General features: G+C 71.7%; 17 protein-coding genes. 4 read left to right on the plus strand and 13 right to left on the minus strand.

The features are described from left to right. Positions 1–126 precede the first annotated feature (126 nt). The 3 genes from QU602_RS12020 to dut are packed head-to-tail and all read right to left on the minus strand — an operon-like array spanning position 127 to position 1,990. Positions 127–918, minus strand: a complete 792-nt coding sequence (locus QU602_RS12020) for a DUF3159 domain-containing protein (protein WP_308796693.1) — start codon at positions 916–918, stop codon at positions 127–129. After that, complete coding sequence (locus QU602_RS12025; RefSeq protein ID WP_308796694.1) at positions 915–1,535, minus strand: DUF3710 domain-containing protein; 621 nt, start codon at positions 1,533–1,535, stop codon at positions 915–917. Before QU602_RS12025 ends, QU602_RS12020 begins: the two co-directional genes overlap by 4 nt. After that, on the minus strand, positions 1,532–1,990 hold the full coding sequence (dut, locus tag QU602_RS12030) for a dUTP diphosphatase (protein ID WP_308796695.1): 459 nt from the start codon (positions 1,988–1,990) through the stop codon (positions 1,532–1,534). Before dut ends, QU602_RS12025 begins: the two co-directional genes overlap by 4 nt. Before the next feature lie 38 nt (positions 1,991–2,028). Here dut and QU602_RS12035 point away from each other — a divergent pair, with 38 nt between their 5' ends. Next, on the plus strand, positions 2,029–2,478 hold the full coding sequence (locus QU602_RS12035) for a DUF3093 domain-containing protein (protein ID WP_308796696.1): 450 nt from the start codon (positions 2,029–2,031) through the stop codon (positions 2,476–2,478). Between the two features lie 14 nt (positions 2,479–2,492). On the opposite strand, the gene QU602_RS12040 is transcribed toward QU602_RS12035, so the two are convergent. Next, the gene (locus tag QU602_RS12040; RefSeq protein WP_308796697.1) at positions 2,493–2,786 is read right to left on the minus strand and encodes a DUF4193 domain-containing protein; all 294 of its coding nucleotides are present in this window, start codon (positions 2,784–2,786) and stop codon (positions 2,493–2,495) included. 201 nt (positions 2,787–2,987) lie between these two features. On the opposite strand from QU602_RS12040, the gene sepH reads away from it, so the two are divergent. Both sepH and QU602_RS12050 read left to right on the plus strand, forming a co-directional pair. After that, on the plus strand, positions 2,988–4,151 hold the full coding sequence (gene sepH, locus QU602_RS12045) for a septation protein SepH (protein ID WP_308796698.1): 1,164 nt from the start codon (positions 2,988–2,990) through the stop codon (positions 4,149–4,151). A gap of 189 nt (positions 4,152–4,340) precedes the next feature. Beyond that, a complete protein-coding gene (locus tag QU602_RS12050; RefSeq protein ID WP_308796699.1) occupies positions 4,341–4,625 on the plus strand; it encodes a hypothetical protein in 285 nt (94 codons plus the stop codon). 4 nt (positions 4,626–4,629) lie between these two features. On the opposite strand, the gene clpX is transcribed toward QU602_RS12050, so the two are convergent. The 7 genes from clpX to QU602_RS12085 form a co-directional block, all read right to left on the minus strand. Next, positions 4,630–5,904, minus strand: coding sequence for an ATP-dependent Clp protease ATP-binding subunit ClpX (gene clpX, locus QU602_RS12055; protein ID WP_308796700.1), 1,275 nt, complete (start codon positions 5,902–5,904; stop codon positions 4,630–4,632). A gap of 119 nt (positions 5,905–6,023) precedes the next feature. Further along, positions 6,024–6,776 (minus strand): AAA family ATPase, encoded by a 753-nt coding sequence (locus QU602_RS12060; protein WP_308796701.1) that lies wholly within the window; start codon positions 6,774–6,776, stop codon positions 6,024–6,026. Positions 6,777–6,789: 13 nt separating this feature from the next. Further along, the gene (locus tag QU602_RS12065; protein WP_308796702.1) at positions 6,790–7,473 is read right to left on the minus strand and encodes an ATP-dependent Clp protease proteolytic subunit; all 684 of its coding nucleotides are present in this window, start codon (positions 7,471–7,473) and stop codon (positions 6,790–6,792) included. A 34-nt stretch (positions 7,474–7,507) separates the two neighbouring features. Next, the gene (locus tag QU602_RS12070) at positions 7,508–8,095 is read right to left on the minus strand and encodes an ATP-dependent Clp protease proteolytic subunit (RefSeq protein ID WP_308796703.1); all 588 of its coding nucleotides are present in this window, start codon (positions 8,093–8,095) and stop codon (positions 7,508–7,510) included. A 75-nt stretch (positions 8,096–8,170) separates the two neighbouring features. Further along, a complete protein-coding gene (locus tag QU602_RS12075) occupies positions 8,171–8,848 on the minus strand; it encodes a hypothetical protein (RefSeq protein ID WP_308796704.1) in 678 nt (225 codons plus the stop codon). A gap of 146 nt (positions 8,849–8,994) precedes the next feature. Next, complete coding sequence (locus QU602_RS12080; protein WP_308796705.1) at positions 8,995–10,461, minus strand: phosphomannomutase/phosphoglucomutase; 1,467 nt, start codon at positions 10,459–10,461, stop codon at positions 8,995–8,997. Beyond that, on the minus strand, positions 10,458–10,673 hold the full coding sequence (locus tag QU602_RS12085) for a DUF3499 family protein (protein ID WP_308796706.1): 216 nt from the start codon (positions 10,671–10,673) through the stop codon (positions 10,458–10,460). Before QU602_RS12085 ends, QU602_RS12080 begins: the two co-directional genes overlap by 4 nt. A gap of 45 nt (positions 10,674–10,718) precedes the next feature. Between QU602_RS12085 and QU602_RS12090 the strand changes: the two genes are divergently transcribed. Further along, positions 10,719–11,162, plus strand: a complete 444-nt coding sequence (locus QU602_RS12090) for a hypothetical protein (RefSeq protein ID WP_308796707.1) — start codon at positions 10,719–10,721, stop codon at positions 11,160–11,162. Between the two features lie 93 nt (positions 11,163–11,255). On the opposite strand, the gene QU602_RS12095 is transcribed toward QU602_RS12090, so the two are convergent. Continuing rightward, a complete protein-coding gene (locus QU602_RS12095; protein ID WP_308796708.1) occupies positions 11,256–12,713 on the minus strand; it encodes a DUF5719 family protein in 1,458 nt (485 codons plus the stop codon). Further along, the gene (locus tag QU602_RS12100; RefSeq protein ID WP_308796709.1) at positions 12,703–15,831 is read right to left on the minus strand and encodes a glycosyltransferase family 2 protein; all 3,129 of its coding nucleotides are present in this window, start codon (positions 15,829–15,831) and stop codon (positions 12,703–12,705) included. Before QU602_RS12100 ends, QU602_RS12095 begins: the two co-directional genes overlap by 11 nt. Positions 15,832–15,924: the final 93 nt, after the last annotated feature.

A 15,924-nucleotide genomic window follows, 5' to 3' on the forward strand; every position in this document is an offset into this window, starting at 1 on the left:
GCCGGCGACACCTCGATCATGCTCGTCGGACACGGGACGAATCCAGCAAGGCTTACCTAAGCCGCCCCGCTCGCCGGCCGAGGATGTCGAACCGGCCGGATTTATCTCGACGTCGAGATAACTGTATCACCGTTCCGCACGGGCCGGCGCCCACGCCGCCCGCACGATGAGCCACGTGAACACGAGCATCAATGCGTAGAGAGGCACACCCATGAGCAGGCGCGTGAGACCGAGCGCCTGCACGTTGTCGACGAGGTACAGCGGGACCTGGACCACGAGACGAAGCAGGAAGAACCCGATCCACGCGAGCGTCAGGAACTGGGCGAGGCGAACCTTTCGCCGGTCGGTGCGCCAGTGCGTGCCGTCACCCATCAGGAACCCGACGATGAGACCGATCGCGGGCCACCGGACGAGCAACGAGACGAGCAGCGCCAGCGCGTAGCCGGCGTTCGTGAAGAACCCGAGCACGTAGTTGTCACGGGCGTCGCCGGTCCAGAGCGCGAGCGCGGCCGAGAGCAGGACGCCCACCAGGCCCGCGATCGCCTGCGTCGGCTGACCCTTTGCCACGATCCTGGCAATGGTGAAGAGCACCGCGAGCCCGACCGAGGCGGCGAGCGACGGCACCAGCGCCGCCTGTGCGTCCTGGCCGGCGAAGCTCGTGAGCACCGAGTAGACGACGAGGAAGACGAACCCCGGGAGCAGCGCCTCGAGGATGCCGCGCACACCGCCGACGGCGGTGAGCACGTCACGACCGGTCAGCCGCTCTTCACCGGCCAGCCCGCCGAGACCGCTCTTCCCGGCCGCCGCGGCGAACTGCTTCGCGAACTCGGTGCGCAGGTCGGGCTGACCGGCGTCGGCACCGGTCGGCGCCTCGCCCGAGGTATCCGCCCGCTCGTCGTCGCCCGGTGCGGCGCTCATTCGATCGCTGCGCCGGTCGACGTCGCGGGCATACGCAGCGGAATGAGGTCACGCGGCGGCATCGGCGTGTTGCCACGCACCACGACGATGGAGCGGAAGAGCTCCTCGACCTGCGCTGCGGCCTCGGGGTCGACGGCCGCCTTGCCGGCGATCACGCCGCGGAGGAACCAGCGAGGGCCGTCGACGCCGATGAACCTGGCCTGACGGAGCTGCGCGGCCTGGTCGGCGGTGCCGGCGACCGGGATCTGCGCGAGCAGCTCGGGCCCGAACGCCCCATCGCGCTCGGTCGTGGTGCCGCCCTGCTTCGCGATCTGGCCGGCGATCTGCTCACGGATCTCGTGCCACAAGCCGCTCGAACGAGGCGCGGCGAACGGCTGGACCTGCAGCGTGGAGCCCGCGAGGTCGAGCCCCACGGCGACGACGCGCTTGCTGCCCTCCTCGATCTCGAGGCGCAGGTTGAGGCCCTCGCGGGGCAAGACCTTCACCCCGCCGAGGTCGACGTACGGACGGACCGGGTTCGCCTCCGACTCGTCGAACGGGCCGGCCGTGGCGCGATCCTCGGGTGCGGACTTCGGGTGGTCGACAGGGGCGTCGCCCTCGGTCTCGATGTCGCTCATGCGTTCACTCCTTGCTTGTGCTCGCCGAATCCCGTCGAACCGAAGCCGCCCTCGCCGCGGTGGCTGCCGGGCAGGCGCTCGACCTCGACGAAGCGAGCGCGGCTCACGGGCATGACGACGACCTGCGCGATGCGGTCGCCCGCCTCGATGCGATAGGCCTCGCGGGCGTCCGTGTTCAGCAGGGCCACCTTGATCTCGCCCCGGTACCCCGCGTCGACCGTGCCCGGCGCGTTCACGATCGTGATGCCGTGCTTGAAGGCGAGTCCGGACCGCGGGACGACGAACGCCACGTACCCGTCCGGGAGGGCGATCGACACGCCCGTGCCGACGGTGGCGCGCTCACCGGGCTCGAGCGTCAGCGATTCGGCGGCGTGGAGATCGGCACCGGCATCGCCCGGGTGAGCGTAGACGGGGAGCCGGTCGGCCGTGATCAGGACATCGACGGATTCGGTCACCGTTCGAGGGTAGTGCAGAAGTCTGATCGAATAGACCCATGCCCGACTACCGCGAGCGCCTTTGGCCCACGCCCTGGATCTTCATCGTGAGCCTGCTGCTCATCCCCTCGAGCATCCTCGTCCTCGCGCCGGTCTCACTGCCGGCCGGCATCGTGACCGGGATCGTGCTCTACCTCGCCGTCGTGGGGGCGCTCTCGCTGACCGCGCCGGTCATCGAAGTGGCCGAAGGGCGCCTGCGTGCGGGCCGTGCGGAGATCGGAATCGAACACCTCGGCGAGGCGGTCCCGGCCGTCGACGCGGCCGCACGCGTCGAGCTCGGCACCGGCCTCGACGCGCGGGCGTTCCTCGTGATCCGCGGGTGGATCCGCCCCGTGGTACGGATCCCAATCGTCGACCCCGCGGATCCCACGCCGTACTGGCTCGTCTCGAGCCGCCGGCCGAACGAACTGGCCGCCGCGATCAATGGATCGCGACGGCCTGAATCGTAGGTGACCCCTCGGGGTCAGGAGGCGCACTCGAGGCAGATCGGCCCGAGCTTGGTCTCGTGATCGATCTGCGAGCGGTGCTTCACGAGGAAGCAACTCACGCACGTGAACTCGTCGGCCTGCGGCGGGAGCACGACCACGTCGAGCTCGACGTCGGACAAATCGGCGCCGGCGAGATCGAAGCTGCCCGGGTTGTCGGCGTCTTCGACGTCGACCTGACCGGACATCTTGTCGGGCACGCGCTCCTTGAGGGCCTCGATCGACTCGGAGTCGTCTTCGGTCTTCCGTGGTGCGTCGTAATCCGTTGCCATGCCCATCCATTCTTCGTGGCCGCCGGGGAGATCGGCGGCCATAGTTTGCATGAAAACCGGCCGGTAAGCAAACCCTCATCCCGATGAGGCTTTCATGCGATCACCCATGCAACTTCCGGCACGCCCGAGCTATTCCCGGGCCACACGCCACCCGCGTGGCATCCTTGGCCGGAGACGCAACGCACGGAAGGGCTTGTCGCGATGCAGGAACTCACAGTGATCGGTGTGGAGAGCGGCGCACTCGTCGCAACCTCTGAAGACGGAGCGCGCTTCCGGATCGAGATCGACGAGGTGCTCCAGTCACGGATCCGGCAGGCCAGCCCCGAGGCGCACCAGGGCCCCAAGCTCTCGCCCCGCGAAGTGCAGGCGCACATCAGATCGGGGATGTCGGCCGAAGAGGTCGCGGAACTCACCGGCGTCGCCGTCGATTTCGTGCGACGGTTCGAGGGGCCGGTGATCGCCGAGCGCGAACACGTCGTGACCTCGGCGCTCGGGGTGCCGGTGCACCTCGCAGGCGACGTCGACCCGGCCGACGAGCCGATGTCGTTCGGGACCGTCATCCGCGAGCGCCTGACCAAGCTCGGCGCCGACGGAGAACGCTGGGCGAGCTGGAAGGACGAGGAACGGGGCTGGATCGTCAAGCTCGAGTTCACCGCCGACACGATCGACCACGACGCCCGCTGGACCTACGACCTTCGCCGCCGCACGCTGCAGCCGCTCAACTCCGAGGCGATCACCCTCTCCCAGCAGGGCGAGCTCAAAGAAGGACTCATCCCCCGGCTGCGCGCCGTCGCCGCCGAAGCCGAACAGGCCCGCTTCGACAGCGGGGCGTTCACGTTCGACGAGCCCGAGCAGGGCGACGACCAGGCCGCACCGCAGCCGGAGCCACTCCCCTACGGACGCCCAACCCCGCTCGCGCCGCTCACCCCGACGACCTCGAGCCCCGCGGTGACGCGCGCCGCCATCAAGCGCGCCGACGAACCCGCGCAGACCCATGCCGAGACCGCCGATCTGCTCGAAGCCCTGCGGCGGCGGCGCGGCGAGCGTGAGGCCGCGACCGGCGAGCCCACGGTCGTGCCGGCCTCAGCGACGCCGCCCGAGGCCGAGCCCGCCCCGGCGCGGTCGGCAGGCTCGGCGCCGGGAAGCGCGCCGGCCGGCCCACCCCAGTCGGGAGGCACGGGCCGCCGCGTGGCCACCACCGACGACGACGCCGCCGAGGAGACGCCCGGCTCGACCGCTCGTGCCCTCTGGGGCGGCGCCGGCAAGGCGTCATCCGCGGGCGGTCGTTCGCGCAAGGGGCGGGCATCAATGCCGAGCTGGGACGAAATCGTCTTCGGCGCGCGCACCGACGACGACCTCGCCTGAGCCGACACCGACCGACCCGATGCGAGTCGTCGGGACATTCCGCCGACACGCCGACCTCGACGCCCGTGTCTTCGGCGTGTCGGCGAACAATCCCGACGACTGGTCACACCGCAGCACGAGTAGCGGGGCGTCCCGACTCCGCGCACCCGGTGCTACGATTCGAACATACATTCGAATGCGAGGTGCGTGATGCCGAACGTGCAGGAGTTCGTCGAGGTCTGGACGAGCGATGCGGGCACGCCGACGCGCCTCGTCTGGCGGGCACGCCGCTATCGCGTCAACGACACGCCGACACCGCTCGTCGGCCCCGCCGAATGGTGGGAGCCGTTTGCAGACCACGACGTCTCGCCGGGCCACCGGCCGCTCGCGATCGCCGGCTGGCGTTTCCAGGCACGCAGCGACGACGGGGACACCCGTGTGTTCGACGTCGGGCACGACGGGGAGCGCTGGCGGCTCCTGCGCACCTTCGAATGAGCAGCTAGGCGGACTTCTCGGCGCGGCGAGCCTTGTGCGGCACGATCGTCGGCGCCGCATTGTCGATGACAGCGGCCTTCGTCACGACCACTCGTGCGACGCCGGTCGACGACGGCACCTCGAACATGATCGGGCCGAGCACCTCTTCCATGATCGCCCGCAGCCCACGGGCACCCGTCTGACGGAGCACGGCGAGGTCGGCGATGGCCTCGAGCGCCTCGGGCTCGAAGTCGAGCTGCACGCCGTCGAGCTCGAACATGCGCTGGTACTGCTTGATGAGCGCGTTCTTCGGCACCGTGAGGATCTCCATGAGCGCGTCGCGATCGAGCGACGTGACGGTGGCGACCACGGGCAGACGCCCGATGAACTCGGGGATCAGGCCGAACTTGTGCAGGTCTTCGGGCAGCACCTCTTGGAAGGCGTCGTCTTGGTCCTGCTTGCTGCGCAGCGGCGCCCCGAACCCGATGCCCCGACTGCCCGACCGCGAGGCGATGATGTCCTCGAGCCCGGCGAACGCGCCGGCCACGATGAACAGCACGTTCGTCGTGTCGATCTGGATGAACTCCTGGTGCGGGTGCTTGCGGCCGCCCTGCGGCGGTACCGATGCGACGGTGCCCTCGAGGATCTTCAGCAGCGCCTGCTGCACGCCCTCGCCCGAGACATCCCTCGTGATCGAGGGGTTCTCGGCCTTGCGCGCGATCTTGTCGACCTCGTCGATGTAGATGATGCCGGTCTCGGCGCGCTTCACGTCGTAGTCGGCGGCCTGGATGAGCTTCAGCAGGATGTTCTCGACGTCCTCGCCGACGTAGCCGGCCTCGGTCAGCGCGGTCGCGTCGGCGACCGCGAAGGGCACGTTCAGCTGTCGTGCGAGGGTCTGCGCGAGGTACGTCTTGCCGCAGCCGGTCGGCCCCACGAGCAGGATGTTCGACTTCGCGATCTCGATGTCGTCCTTGTGGTCGGCCGAGGTCAGCGCCTGCTGCGCGCGCACGCGCTTGTAGTGGTTGTACACCGCGACGGCGAGCGTGCGCTTCGCCTGATCCTGGCCGATGACGTATTCCTCGAGGAACGAGTAGATCTCTTTCGGCTTCGGCAGCTCGAACTCGCCCGACTCCGACTCGGTGGCCTCGGCGAGCCGCTCCTCGATGATCTCGTTGCAGAGCTCGACGCACTCGTCGCAGATGTAGACGCCGGGACCGGCGATGAGCTGCTGGACCTGCTTCTGGCTCTTTCCGCAGAACGAGCACTTCAACAGGTCGGCGCTCTCCCCGATGCGTGCCATCGCATCCTCCCTCTCGGTGCGTCTTCCGGAAGCCTAACCCGACCTCGACCCATCGGGGCGGAGCCGCGCGAATTGGGTGGAGAAACGGCGGTTCGCCCTGGGCGAATCGCCGACGCCGATCACGCCAGCAGGTGGCGCAGATAGCGCTCCGGCTCGCTGAGATAGGAGCGCCAGTGGGTCACGATGTCGAGGTCGGCCCACTCGGCGCGTCGGATGCCCCACTCCCCGAGTTCGAGGATCGTCGCACCCGGCACGGACGCGAGGATCGGCGAGTGGGTCGCGCAGATCACCTGGGTGCCGCGTCGGGCCACCTCGTGCAGCGACGCGACCCATGTCAGTGTCGACGCGAACGAGAGCGCGGCCTCGGGCTCGTCGAGGCACACGAGACCCGCGGTGTACCTCGGGTGGTTGAGGCGCTCGTCGAGCAGGGCGTTGAACGACTCGCCGTGACTCATCTCGTGCAGTCCGCCGCCCGGCCCGCCGAGCGAGTCGAGATAGGTGTAGTACCCGTGCATGGTCTCGGCACGGAGAAAGAAGCCCCACCGCGGCGCGTCGGGGCTGCGCTCGACCCGGAGCCACTCGCCGAGCGACGATTCGCTCGGGCGCGTCGACCGGCCGCCGTGGCTGCTCCCGCCCTCGGGCGGCAGGCCGTACGCGGTCGCGATGCCCTCGAGCAGCGTGCTCTTGCCGCTGCCGTTCTCCCCGACGAGGAAAGTGATCCCCGGGCCGAACTCGAGCCCGCGGTCGCCGATGACCTGCGCGATGGCCGGCACGTTCGCAGGCCACGCGCGCACATCGATCTCAGCGTCGTCGAACAGCACGACGCGGCGGATGGCACGGCCGTCGTTCAGCCGGTCATCCGCCGCGTGCACGACCCGCGAGCCCCTAGCGCGTGAGCGCCGGGAGCGTCTTGCGGGAGGTCAGGACCTGGTCGAGCAACCCGTACTCGAGCGCCTCCTCGGCCGACAGGATCTTGTCACGGTCGATGTCGGTGTTGACCTGCTCGATCGAGCGGTTGGAGTGCTTCGACAGGGTCTCCTCGAGCCAGGTGCGCATGCGCAGGATCTCCTGCGCCTGGATCTCGATGTCGGACGCCTGGCCATGCCCGGCCTCGCCCATCGCGGGCTGGTGGATGAGGATCCGCGCGTTCGGCAGCGCGAGCCGGCGACCGGGCGTGCCTGCGGCGGCGATGACCGCTGCGGCCGACGCGGCCTGACCGAGCACGACCGTCTGGATCTGCGGGCGGATGTACTGCATCGTGTCGTAGATCGCCGTCATCGCCGTGAACGAACCACCGGGCGAGTTGATGTACATCATGATGTCGCGGTCGGGGTCCATCGACTCGAGCACGAGCAGCTGCGCCATGATGTCGTCGGCCGACGCGTCGTCGACCTGCACGCCGAGGAAGATGATGCGGTCTTCGAAGAGCTTCGCGTACGGGTCCTGGCGCTTGAAGCCGTACGCCGTGCGCTCCTCGAAGCTGGGCAGGATGTACCGCGAACCGGGCGCCTGGGTGCCCGAGAAGGCGGTTCCACCGAAAGCAGGGCCACCGAAACTAGTTACTGACATTCGCTCGTTCTCTCTGTTCGTCACAGCTGGCTTCTCAGGACTGGTCCGTGCCGCCGCCGCCGGACACGTCGAGCGCGGATTCGCGGATGTGGTCGACGAAGCCGTACTCGAGCGCCTGCTGGGCGTTGAACCACCGGTCGCGGTCGCCGTCGGCGTTGATCTGCTCGACGGACTTGCCGGTCTGCGCCGCGGTGATCTCGGCGAGCCGCTTCTTCATGTCGAGGATGAGCTGCGCCTGCGTCTGGATGTCGCTCGCCGTGCCGCCGAAGCCGCCGTGCGGCTGGTGCAGGAGCACGCGTGCGTTCGGCGTGATGTAGCGCTTGCCCTTCGTGCCGGCCGTGAGGAGGAGCTGCCCCATCGAGGCCGCCATGCCGATGCCCACCGTGACGATGTCGTTCGGCACGAACTGCATGGTGTCGTAGATGGCCATGCCCGCGGTGATCGAGCCACCGGGCGAGTTGATGTAGAGGTAGATGTCCTTCTTCGGGTCTTCGGCGGCGAGGAGCAGCAGTTTCGCGGCGATCTCGTTCGCGTTGTCGTCGCGCACTTCAGAACCGAGCCAGATGATGCGGTCCTTCAGCAGTCGATCGAACACACTGGGCTGCAGTGTCGGTTCGGCCATGGATGTCGCTCCGTTTCCGTTGTCGCGTTGCATCGAATCTATCCGGTGCAACACCGCGGATCGGGGCTGTTCGCCCTAGGCGGATGCTGCCGTGTCGTCGCCGTCGGGTGGGTACGAGGCATCCGGCACCTCGTCATCGGCGCCGCCTGCGTCCGCCCAGAGCAGGCGAGGACGCGAGGCACCGGCGATGAGGCCGCCGTCCACTCGGTACCGCAGCTCGTCGATGCCGAGCGCACGCCATACGAGCACGAGCTCGAGATCTCCGCGAACGCCTCCCGGCGACCACAGCCACGTGTCGATGTCCCCGCTGTAGCGATCCTCGCCGCCGCCACCGCCGCCGCCGAGCATGGACAGCGTCGGCGGCTCCGGATCACGCGAGTCAGGACCGAACCACGCCGAAGGGTCGGCCGGGAACACGCGCCGCCCGTCGGCCAGCTCGAACCCGACGAGCAGCCCGTGCTCGCGCGGGCTCGAGCCGTGCCACAGCTCGCCGTGGATCAGGCGGTTCCAGTCGTCGGCAGACTCGTCACGCCGGCGGCGCGTCCAGCGCAGGGCGACCGCGATCCCCGTGTCGTAGACCGAGAGGTCCCTGAGCCAGAGCACGGTCGCGTCATCCCGGTGCAGCACCGCGTCCAGGGCGACCCGACCCGGGAGCTCGTCTGGAGGAGGCTGATGCCACGCGGGCGGCACGTAGGGCGCCGGCTCGCGCTCAGGCCCCGCCGGCATCGCATCGAAGAACCCCGAGACATGCATGGGCGACATGCTAGCCGGGCCGCACAGCCGATACGACGATGGGCTGGCGCGCACCTCGCCCAGCGTCGGCGCGTCCGGCACGGATCCCGGGGATCTGACCCGCGAGCGGGCACCCCGGTCCACCGTCCCTCGCCCGCGCCGCGATCTCAGCTGCCGCGGATGAGTGCGAGCACCTCGTCGCGGAGGCGTTCCATGGTCGGCAGGTCGCCGCCCTCGACGTTCAGCCGGAGCAGCGGCTCGGTGTTCGACGGGCGGACGTTGAACCACCAGAACGGCTCGCTCTGGTCGGTGACGCCCGTCACGGTCAGCCCGTCGAACTCGTCGAATTCGGCACGGCCGGTGAATGCGTCGACGATGCGGGTGTACGCGCCCGCCACGTCGTCGACGGTGGAGTTGATCTCGCCCGACAGGGCGTACGGCGTGTACTGCGCGGCGAGGGCGGATAGGGGCCCGGTCGCGGCGCCGACCTCGGCGAGCACGTGCATGGCGGCCAGCATGCCGTTGTCGGCACCCCAGAAGTCACGGAAGTAGTAGTGCGCGGAGTGCTCGCCGCCGAACACGGCGCCGGTCTCGGCCATCTGGTCTTTGATGAGCGAGTGGCCGACCTTCGTGCGCACGGGCGTCGCGCCGGCCTGCTCGACCAGCTCGGGCACGGCGCGCGAGGTGATCAGGTTGTGGATGACGTTGATGTCGGTCTCACCCGCCGCGCGCACACGAGCGATTTCACGGAGCGCCACGATCGCGGCGACCGCCGAGGGGTTGACCGCGCCGCCGCGTTCGTCGACGACGAAGCACCGGTCGGCATCCCCGTCGAAGGCGAGGCCGAGGTCGGCGCGGTGCGCGACGACGGCGCGCTGCAGGTCGACGAGGTTCGCCGGCTCGAGGGGGTTGGCCTCGTGGTTCGGGAACGTGCCGTCGAGCTCGAAGTAGAGCGGCACGATCTCGAGCGGCAACGCAGGCAGACCGGCCGCCTCGCCGAGCACCGCGGGCACCGTGAGCCCGCCCATGCCGTTGCCCGCATCGACCACGATCTTGAGCGGGCGGATGCCACGGAGGTCGACGAGCGAGCGGAGGTACGCCGCGTACTCGGCGAGCACGTCGGCCTCGACGATCGAGCCGGGCGCCTCGACCGGCTCGATGCCCGACTCGAGGAACGCGGCGGCGCGATCGCGGATCGCGGCGAGGCCGGTGTCCAGCGAGATGCCCTGGGCCCCGGCGCGCGAGAACTTGATGCCGTTGTAGGACGCCGGATTGTGGCTCGCGGTGAACATGGCAGCCGGGGCCTGCATCGAGCCCGACGCGAAGTAGCTCTCGTCGGTCGAGCAGAGCCCGATCGCGACGACGTCGGCACCCCGCGCGGTCGCGCCGACGGCGAATGCGGCCGCGAACCTGGGCGAGGAGTCGCGCATGTCGTGACCGACGACGAGGCGGCCGCCGTTCGCGCCCACCTCGTCGGCGAACGCGGCGCCGAGCGCGGTGACCACGTCGTCGGTCAGCCCCTCGTCGACGATGCCGCGCACGTCGTAGGCCTTGACGATCCGGTCGAGCCGGGCACGGTTGTCGCCGGCACGATGGTCGCTGGCACGGTGGTCGGGAGCGGGCGTCGTAGTCACGCCTTGAAACCTACCTCGCCGAGCGGCACATGCCGGACGACCTGCCACCCGCGCGGCGCCGACGTGCGCTCCGCATGCCGGGCGCACAGGTCGTAGCCGTGGGGTTCGCGACGGAAGGCGAGCGGGCCGAGCACCGCGAGCGAATCGGCGTAGTCATAGGTCAGCGTCGCGACCGCTTCGGCGGTGCAGGCGGTGCGCGAACAACGTCTCATGGCTCGACCAGAATACCGAGGCCCGGTGACATTACGATGGAATGTATGCCCCGCTCACGCCGTGTCGCCTCCACGCCGAGCTCGCCGCGGCGGCTGGCCCGAGACCGGCACGGGCGGGGTCTGCGCTCGCCGGTGACCGGTCCTCACCTGCCGCTGCTCCGCACCCGCACTGATGAGTTCGATCTCACCGTCGCGACCACGGCGTCCTACCTGCGCGGCCTCTGGCCGCAGCTCGAGGGGGTCGTCTTCGAGGTGGCCCAGGGGCCGGCCGAGGCCGTCCACGACGATCACGTCGACCGGTGGAAGGTGTTCCACGACGAGCGGCGCATCATCTTCTACCGGCTGCCGATCGTGCGCTTCCTGCGGCTGCAGGAGGGCGAGGAGCGCGACGAGAAGCTCCTGATCGAGAGCTGCGTCTACCGCGCCGTCGCCGACCTCCTCGGCAAGGACCCGTGGGAGCTCTCGCCGGGCCGCTACCGCCACTTCTGATCGGCAGCCGCAGCGACAGCACCGGCGTCACGGCAGCCGGGGATGTCTCGGTAGCCGCCGGCGTCGCGGCAGCGCAGCCATCCCGACGGCGCGCTATCGCGGGTAGATGCGGATGGGCGCGTCGAGCGGGCCGGGCGGCTCGATCGGCATCGACGCGAGCTCGCGCTCGGACCGGTACGAGACCGACGCGTGCAGGCCTTCGGCGCCGCGCAGAACGAGACCCTGCCCGCCGGTCAGGCCGACCTCGACCGCGCTGCCAGCGCCGACGTCGACGGTCCGCTCGCTGCTACCCGAGACGAGGGTGACGGTCGCTGCGGCGTCGCCCGGGTTGCGGAGGTGCAGCTGCGGCGAGGGGCCGTCGCCGACCGCGACCGCCGTGTCGGTGACGAGGGGCGCGGTCGCGCCGAACCATGCGAGGTCGCCGGTGAGGCCGTCTGGCGCGGTGGCCGAGCCCGCCTCGGGCGGGATGACGGACCGCGCGGCGGCCACCACGGGCGCGTCGGCCTCGATCTCGACCGAGTACGGCCCGGCCGCGAGCTCGCCGAGCGGCACGTCGGTGACCTGCCCGGGCTGCAGATTGACCTCGGCGCTGGTGCCGCCCCCGCCCGACTCGGAGACGACGCCGATCGTGGCCACCACGGCCTCCTCGCCCGGCGCGAAGAGGCGGAGCGCGGGGAACGCGTCACCCTCGGCGTGATCCTCGTCGACGGCGACGCCGGCGTCGCCGTCGGTCACGAGGACACCTGGGATCTGCTGTGACCGGGCCGGCTGCGCGGCCGCGCCGGTGAGCTCGACGCCGGCGGGCACGAGGCCGTCGATCGCGGTCTGCTGCAGCGTCGCGGCGATGCGGCCGCCCGTGGCGGTGACGTGCACGACCGGCGACGCGATGTTCGGCGCGAGTCCGGCGAGCGAGACGACACGCTGACCCTGGGCGGGCACCTGCAGGCCGACGGCGGCGGGCGCTTCGACCGGCCCGGCCTCGCCGTAGACCCGGAGGTCGACGGTCGCGGCGACGTCGGTCGGGTTCGCGAGCAACACCAGGGTGACGCGACCCAGCGCCGTCGACCCGCCGACCAGCCAGGACTCGGCGACGGCTTCGCGGCACGACGCGACCGCGAGTCCGGCCAGGGTCTCGGTGGCCGCGGTCTGCGTCTGGGTGCCGGCGAGCAGCCCCGCGCCGACCTCGCCGGGCTCGGTCGTCAGCGCGATCGGTGTGCCGTCCTCGTCGGCATCGGGGTTGCCAGGTGCGTTCAGGGCGACTTCCTCGACCTCGGCTCCCGACGGATCGACCTGGGTCACGAGCGACGCCGACCCGAAGGACGACGCCGTGGTCGCCGCGGACGCGTCGTCGGCGAGCGCGAGCAGCGGGCCGGGGCACACGCGTATCTGCGGGCTCTCGGAGGGCTCGACGACGACCGACGCCGGCTCGGCGGTCACCTGCGGCCACGGCACGAGCGCGGCCGCGGCGACGGCGCCGGCCCCGACCGCGAGCGCGGCTGCGGCCGCCAGGCCGCGGACTCCCGCGATGACGTACGTGCGCCTACCGGCCATGTTCCGGACCCTCCCTGTGGTCGGCCGCCGCACGGGGGGTTCCCGGGTCACCGGCGCCCGTCGCGACGGACGCCTCGCTCCCGGTCGCTCCGGCGTCGGGTGCTCCGTCGACGGCATCGGTCGCGGACCGGTTGCCGGCCGGCTGGTCGGGAGCGGATGCCTCGCCCGCGGATGTCTCGGGAGCGGATGCCTCGTCGGTCGAGACCGCCCGGGCGGATGCCTCGTCTGCGGTGGCTCCGTCAGCGGATGAGCTTCCGGGCTCGGACACGGCGACCGAGGCCTCCCGGGCCGTGCGGTCGCGTCGACGCGACGGCTTCGGCCGGCGGACCCGCTGCCTGGCGTCCTCGCGGCCGGCGCCGGTCGGGATCGAGAGCAGCACGGCGGCGCCCAGCACGATGAGCTGCAGCGTCGTCCAGAGGGCGCCGGTGGCCCCGGCCGCGTTCGGCGGGATCGCCGAGGCCGGCGCGGGCGACGGAGCATCCGCGAACCGCCAGAGGACACCGAAGGCCGTGTCGCCGACCGGGATCAGCTCGGGGTTTCCGTCGAGCGCCGCGCGTGCGCGCTCGGCCGAGGCGACCGCCTCACGGTCCTCGGCGGACTCCGGAGCCGCCAGCAGCACGAAGGTCGTGCCGAACTCCTCGACGGCCGCGGCGGCGTCGAAGCCGCTCCGCGACGCGAGGTTCCCGGTGAGCTCGGCCAGCCGCGCCTCATCGTCCGACAGGCCGGCGCGCGTGGCGTCGACGGTGGACTGCGCGTCGAGCTTCGCCCCGGTTCCGTGCTCGAGCCAGGACCGCAGGCCGCCCCCGACGAGTGGTTGCATGCGCAGCGTGGTCACCCGCGGGTCGGTGTCGGCTGCGGCGACGACGAACGCGGGCAGCGTGCGCTCGCCGGCCGGGCCGACCTGCGCAGCCCCGGTCGCGAGCGCGAGCCCGGCCGGCAGCACGGCGACCGCGGCGGCGACTCCCGCGACCGCGGCGAGCGCAGGTGCCCCGCGACGGATCCCGTCGAGTCCGATCACGGCCGCGGCGATGAGGCCGAGCCACGCCAGACTCTGACCGGCGCCGGTCCAGACGCCCACGGCGTCGTCGCCGATGGTCGCGACCGCGAGGTGGGCCGCGACGACGGCGGTGACGAAGCCCACGAGCGCGGTGGCGAGGGCGAGCAGCGCAGCCCGCAGCCGCGGCCACATGACCGACGCGGCGGCGAGCAGCACCAGCGGTGCCAGCAGCGCCGTCACGATCCATACCGGGTCGAGGGAGAGACCGAGCGGCTCGAGGAGCTCCGACCAGCCGGCCTCGGCGACGGGGAAGCCGAGCGCGAGCCACCAGGTGCCCGGAACGACGCCGGGCGTCGGCAGTCCCGGATCGGCGAAGAGCGCGAGCGGGGTTCCGGCGGTGAGCTGCGTCCAGATGAGCGGCGCGGCGAGCACGAGCGCGGGCAGCGGCACGAACGCGTACCTGACCGCGGAGCGCCCGCTGACCGCCAGGGCGACGATCCACGCCAGCAGCAGGGCGGGCGTGAGGCTCGGCGCGGCGGCGACCACGCCGGCCAGCAGGAGCCCGGCGGCCGCCGCGGACGCCCAGCTCGAGGCCGCGCCGATCGCGGCGAAGGCGAGCCAGCCGAGCAGGGCGTGTGCGATCACGGCGCCGGGCCGGCCGTCGGAGAGCGCGAGGATGAACGGGGGTGCGACGGCCCACGCGGCGGCGGCGAGGGCACGGAGCGAGCCGCGCTCGGTGAGCCGGGACGCCGTGAACCAGGCGCCCAGGGCGGCGACCGGCAGGGCGACCAGCCAGAGCAGCACGAGCGCGAACGAGGGCGACCAGAACGTGATCGAACCGAGCACCGCGAGCACGCCCGAGAACGGGTCGGCCGGTCCGACGAAACCGGTGCCCACGTCGCGCCAGCCGAACGCGGCGTTGCGCCAGAGTTCGTCGAGGCGGTCGGACAGCGGCAGCAGCGCGCCGCCGCCGATGCCCGGGGCGCTGAACAGCCACGAGGTGAGGGCGAGCGACACCGCGATCGAGGCCAGCAGCACCCAGCCGCCGCCGGTGCCGAGGAACTGCAGCTCCTCGGTCCGGCCCCGAGCGCGCGCCCGGCGGGCTTCTGCGGCGGCACGGCGGCGCCGACGCATCTCATCCGGTTGGACGCGGAGCGGGGCGATCGCCGACCAGCCCATGCTCTTCGCCCCGCGGAGGGTGCGCCGCGCGTGCGCGACGTGGCCGAGGCCGAACATGGCCTGCAGTGCCGCGGCGAACTCTCCGCCGATCGCGCCGGGGGCCTTCGTCAGCAACAACCAGATCGCACGCGCCACCGCGAGCGGGAGGAGGGCGAGCCAGTGCAGCGGCACCGTGGCTGCCGGTGCGTAGACGAGCCGCCGGTGCAGCTCAGCGGCACGCTCGAGCCGGTGCCGCCTGCGAGCGCGCCGGCCCCGGCCGGCTTCGGGCCCGGCGACGCCGCCCTCGCCGACCACGACGCGGGCGTGGGGCACCACACTCACGCGGTGTCCGGCGAGGCGCGCGCGGATGGAGAAGTCGAGGGCGTCGTCGACGACGGGCAGCCCCGGGTCGAACCCGTCGAGCGCCCGCCACACCGGGTGCCGCACCAGCAGGCCGGCCGGGTCGACGCCGAGCACGTCGCTGAGCTCGTCGTGCTGGCCCTGGTCGAGTTCGTCGGCGACGAGGTCGACGGCGCGGCCGAACCTCGTGATCGACCGGCCGAGGGCGACGATCCGGTCCGGTGCATCCCACGCCATGAGCTTGGGGCCGGCGATCGCGACGGACCGCTCGGTCTCGAGCGTGGCCCTCAGCCGCGCCAGCGTGTCGGGGGCGGGCGCCGAGTCCTCGGCCAGCAGCCAGAGCGCGTCGTCGTCACTGCTCGGCGGGGGCAGCACGCCCTCGGCGGAGCGGACGGCCTCGCCGAACGACACCCTGGTGGACAGGGAGACGATGTGGCTCGGCGCCGCGGCGGCGGCCTGGTCGCGTGCGGCAGCGTCGGCGTCGGTCAGGACGATGATGAGCTCGTCGGGCGCGCGGTGCTGCGCACGGATCGCCGCGAGCGTGCGGCTGAGGCGGTCGCCGCCGCGGTGCACGACGAGGACGGCGGTGACTCGAGGGAACATCGGGGACAGCCTAGGCTCCGCGTGCTGCGCAGGCCGTCACTGCGTCGGGCGTGCCGCGAACCTCGTCGTCTCGCGCGCCCATGGGCTCAGGAG

It is taken from the genome of Agromyces protaetiae (genome assembly GCF_030866785.1).
Lineage (GTDB): Bacteria > Actinomycetota > Actinomycetes > Actinomycetales > Microbacteriaceae > Agromyces > Agromyces silvae.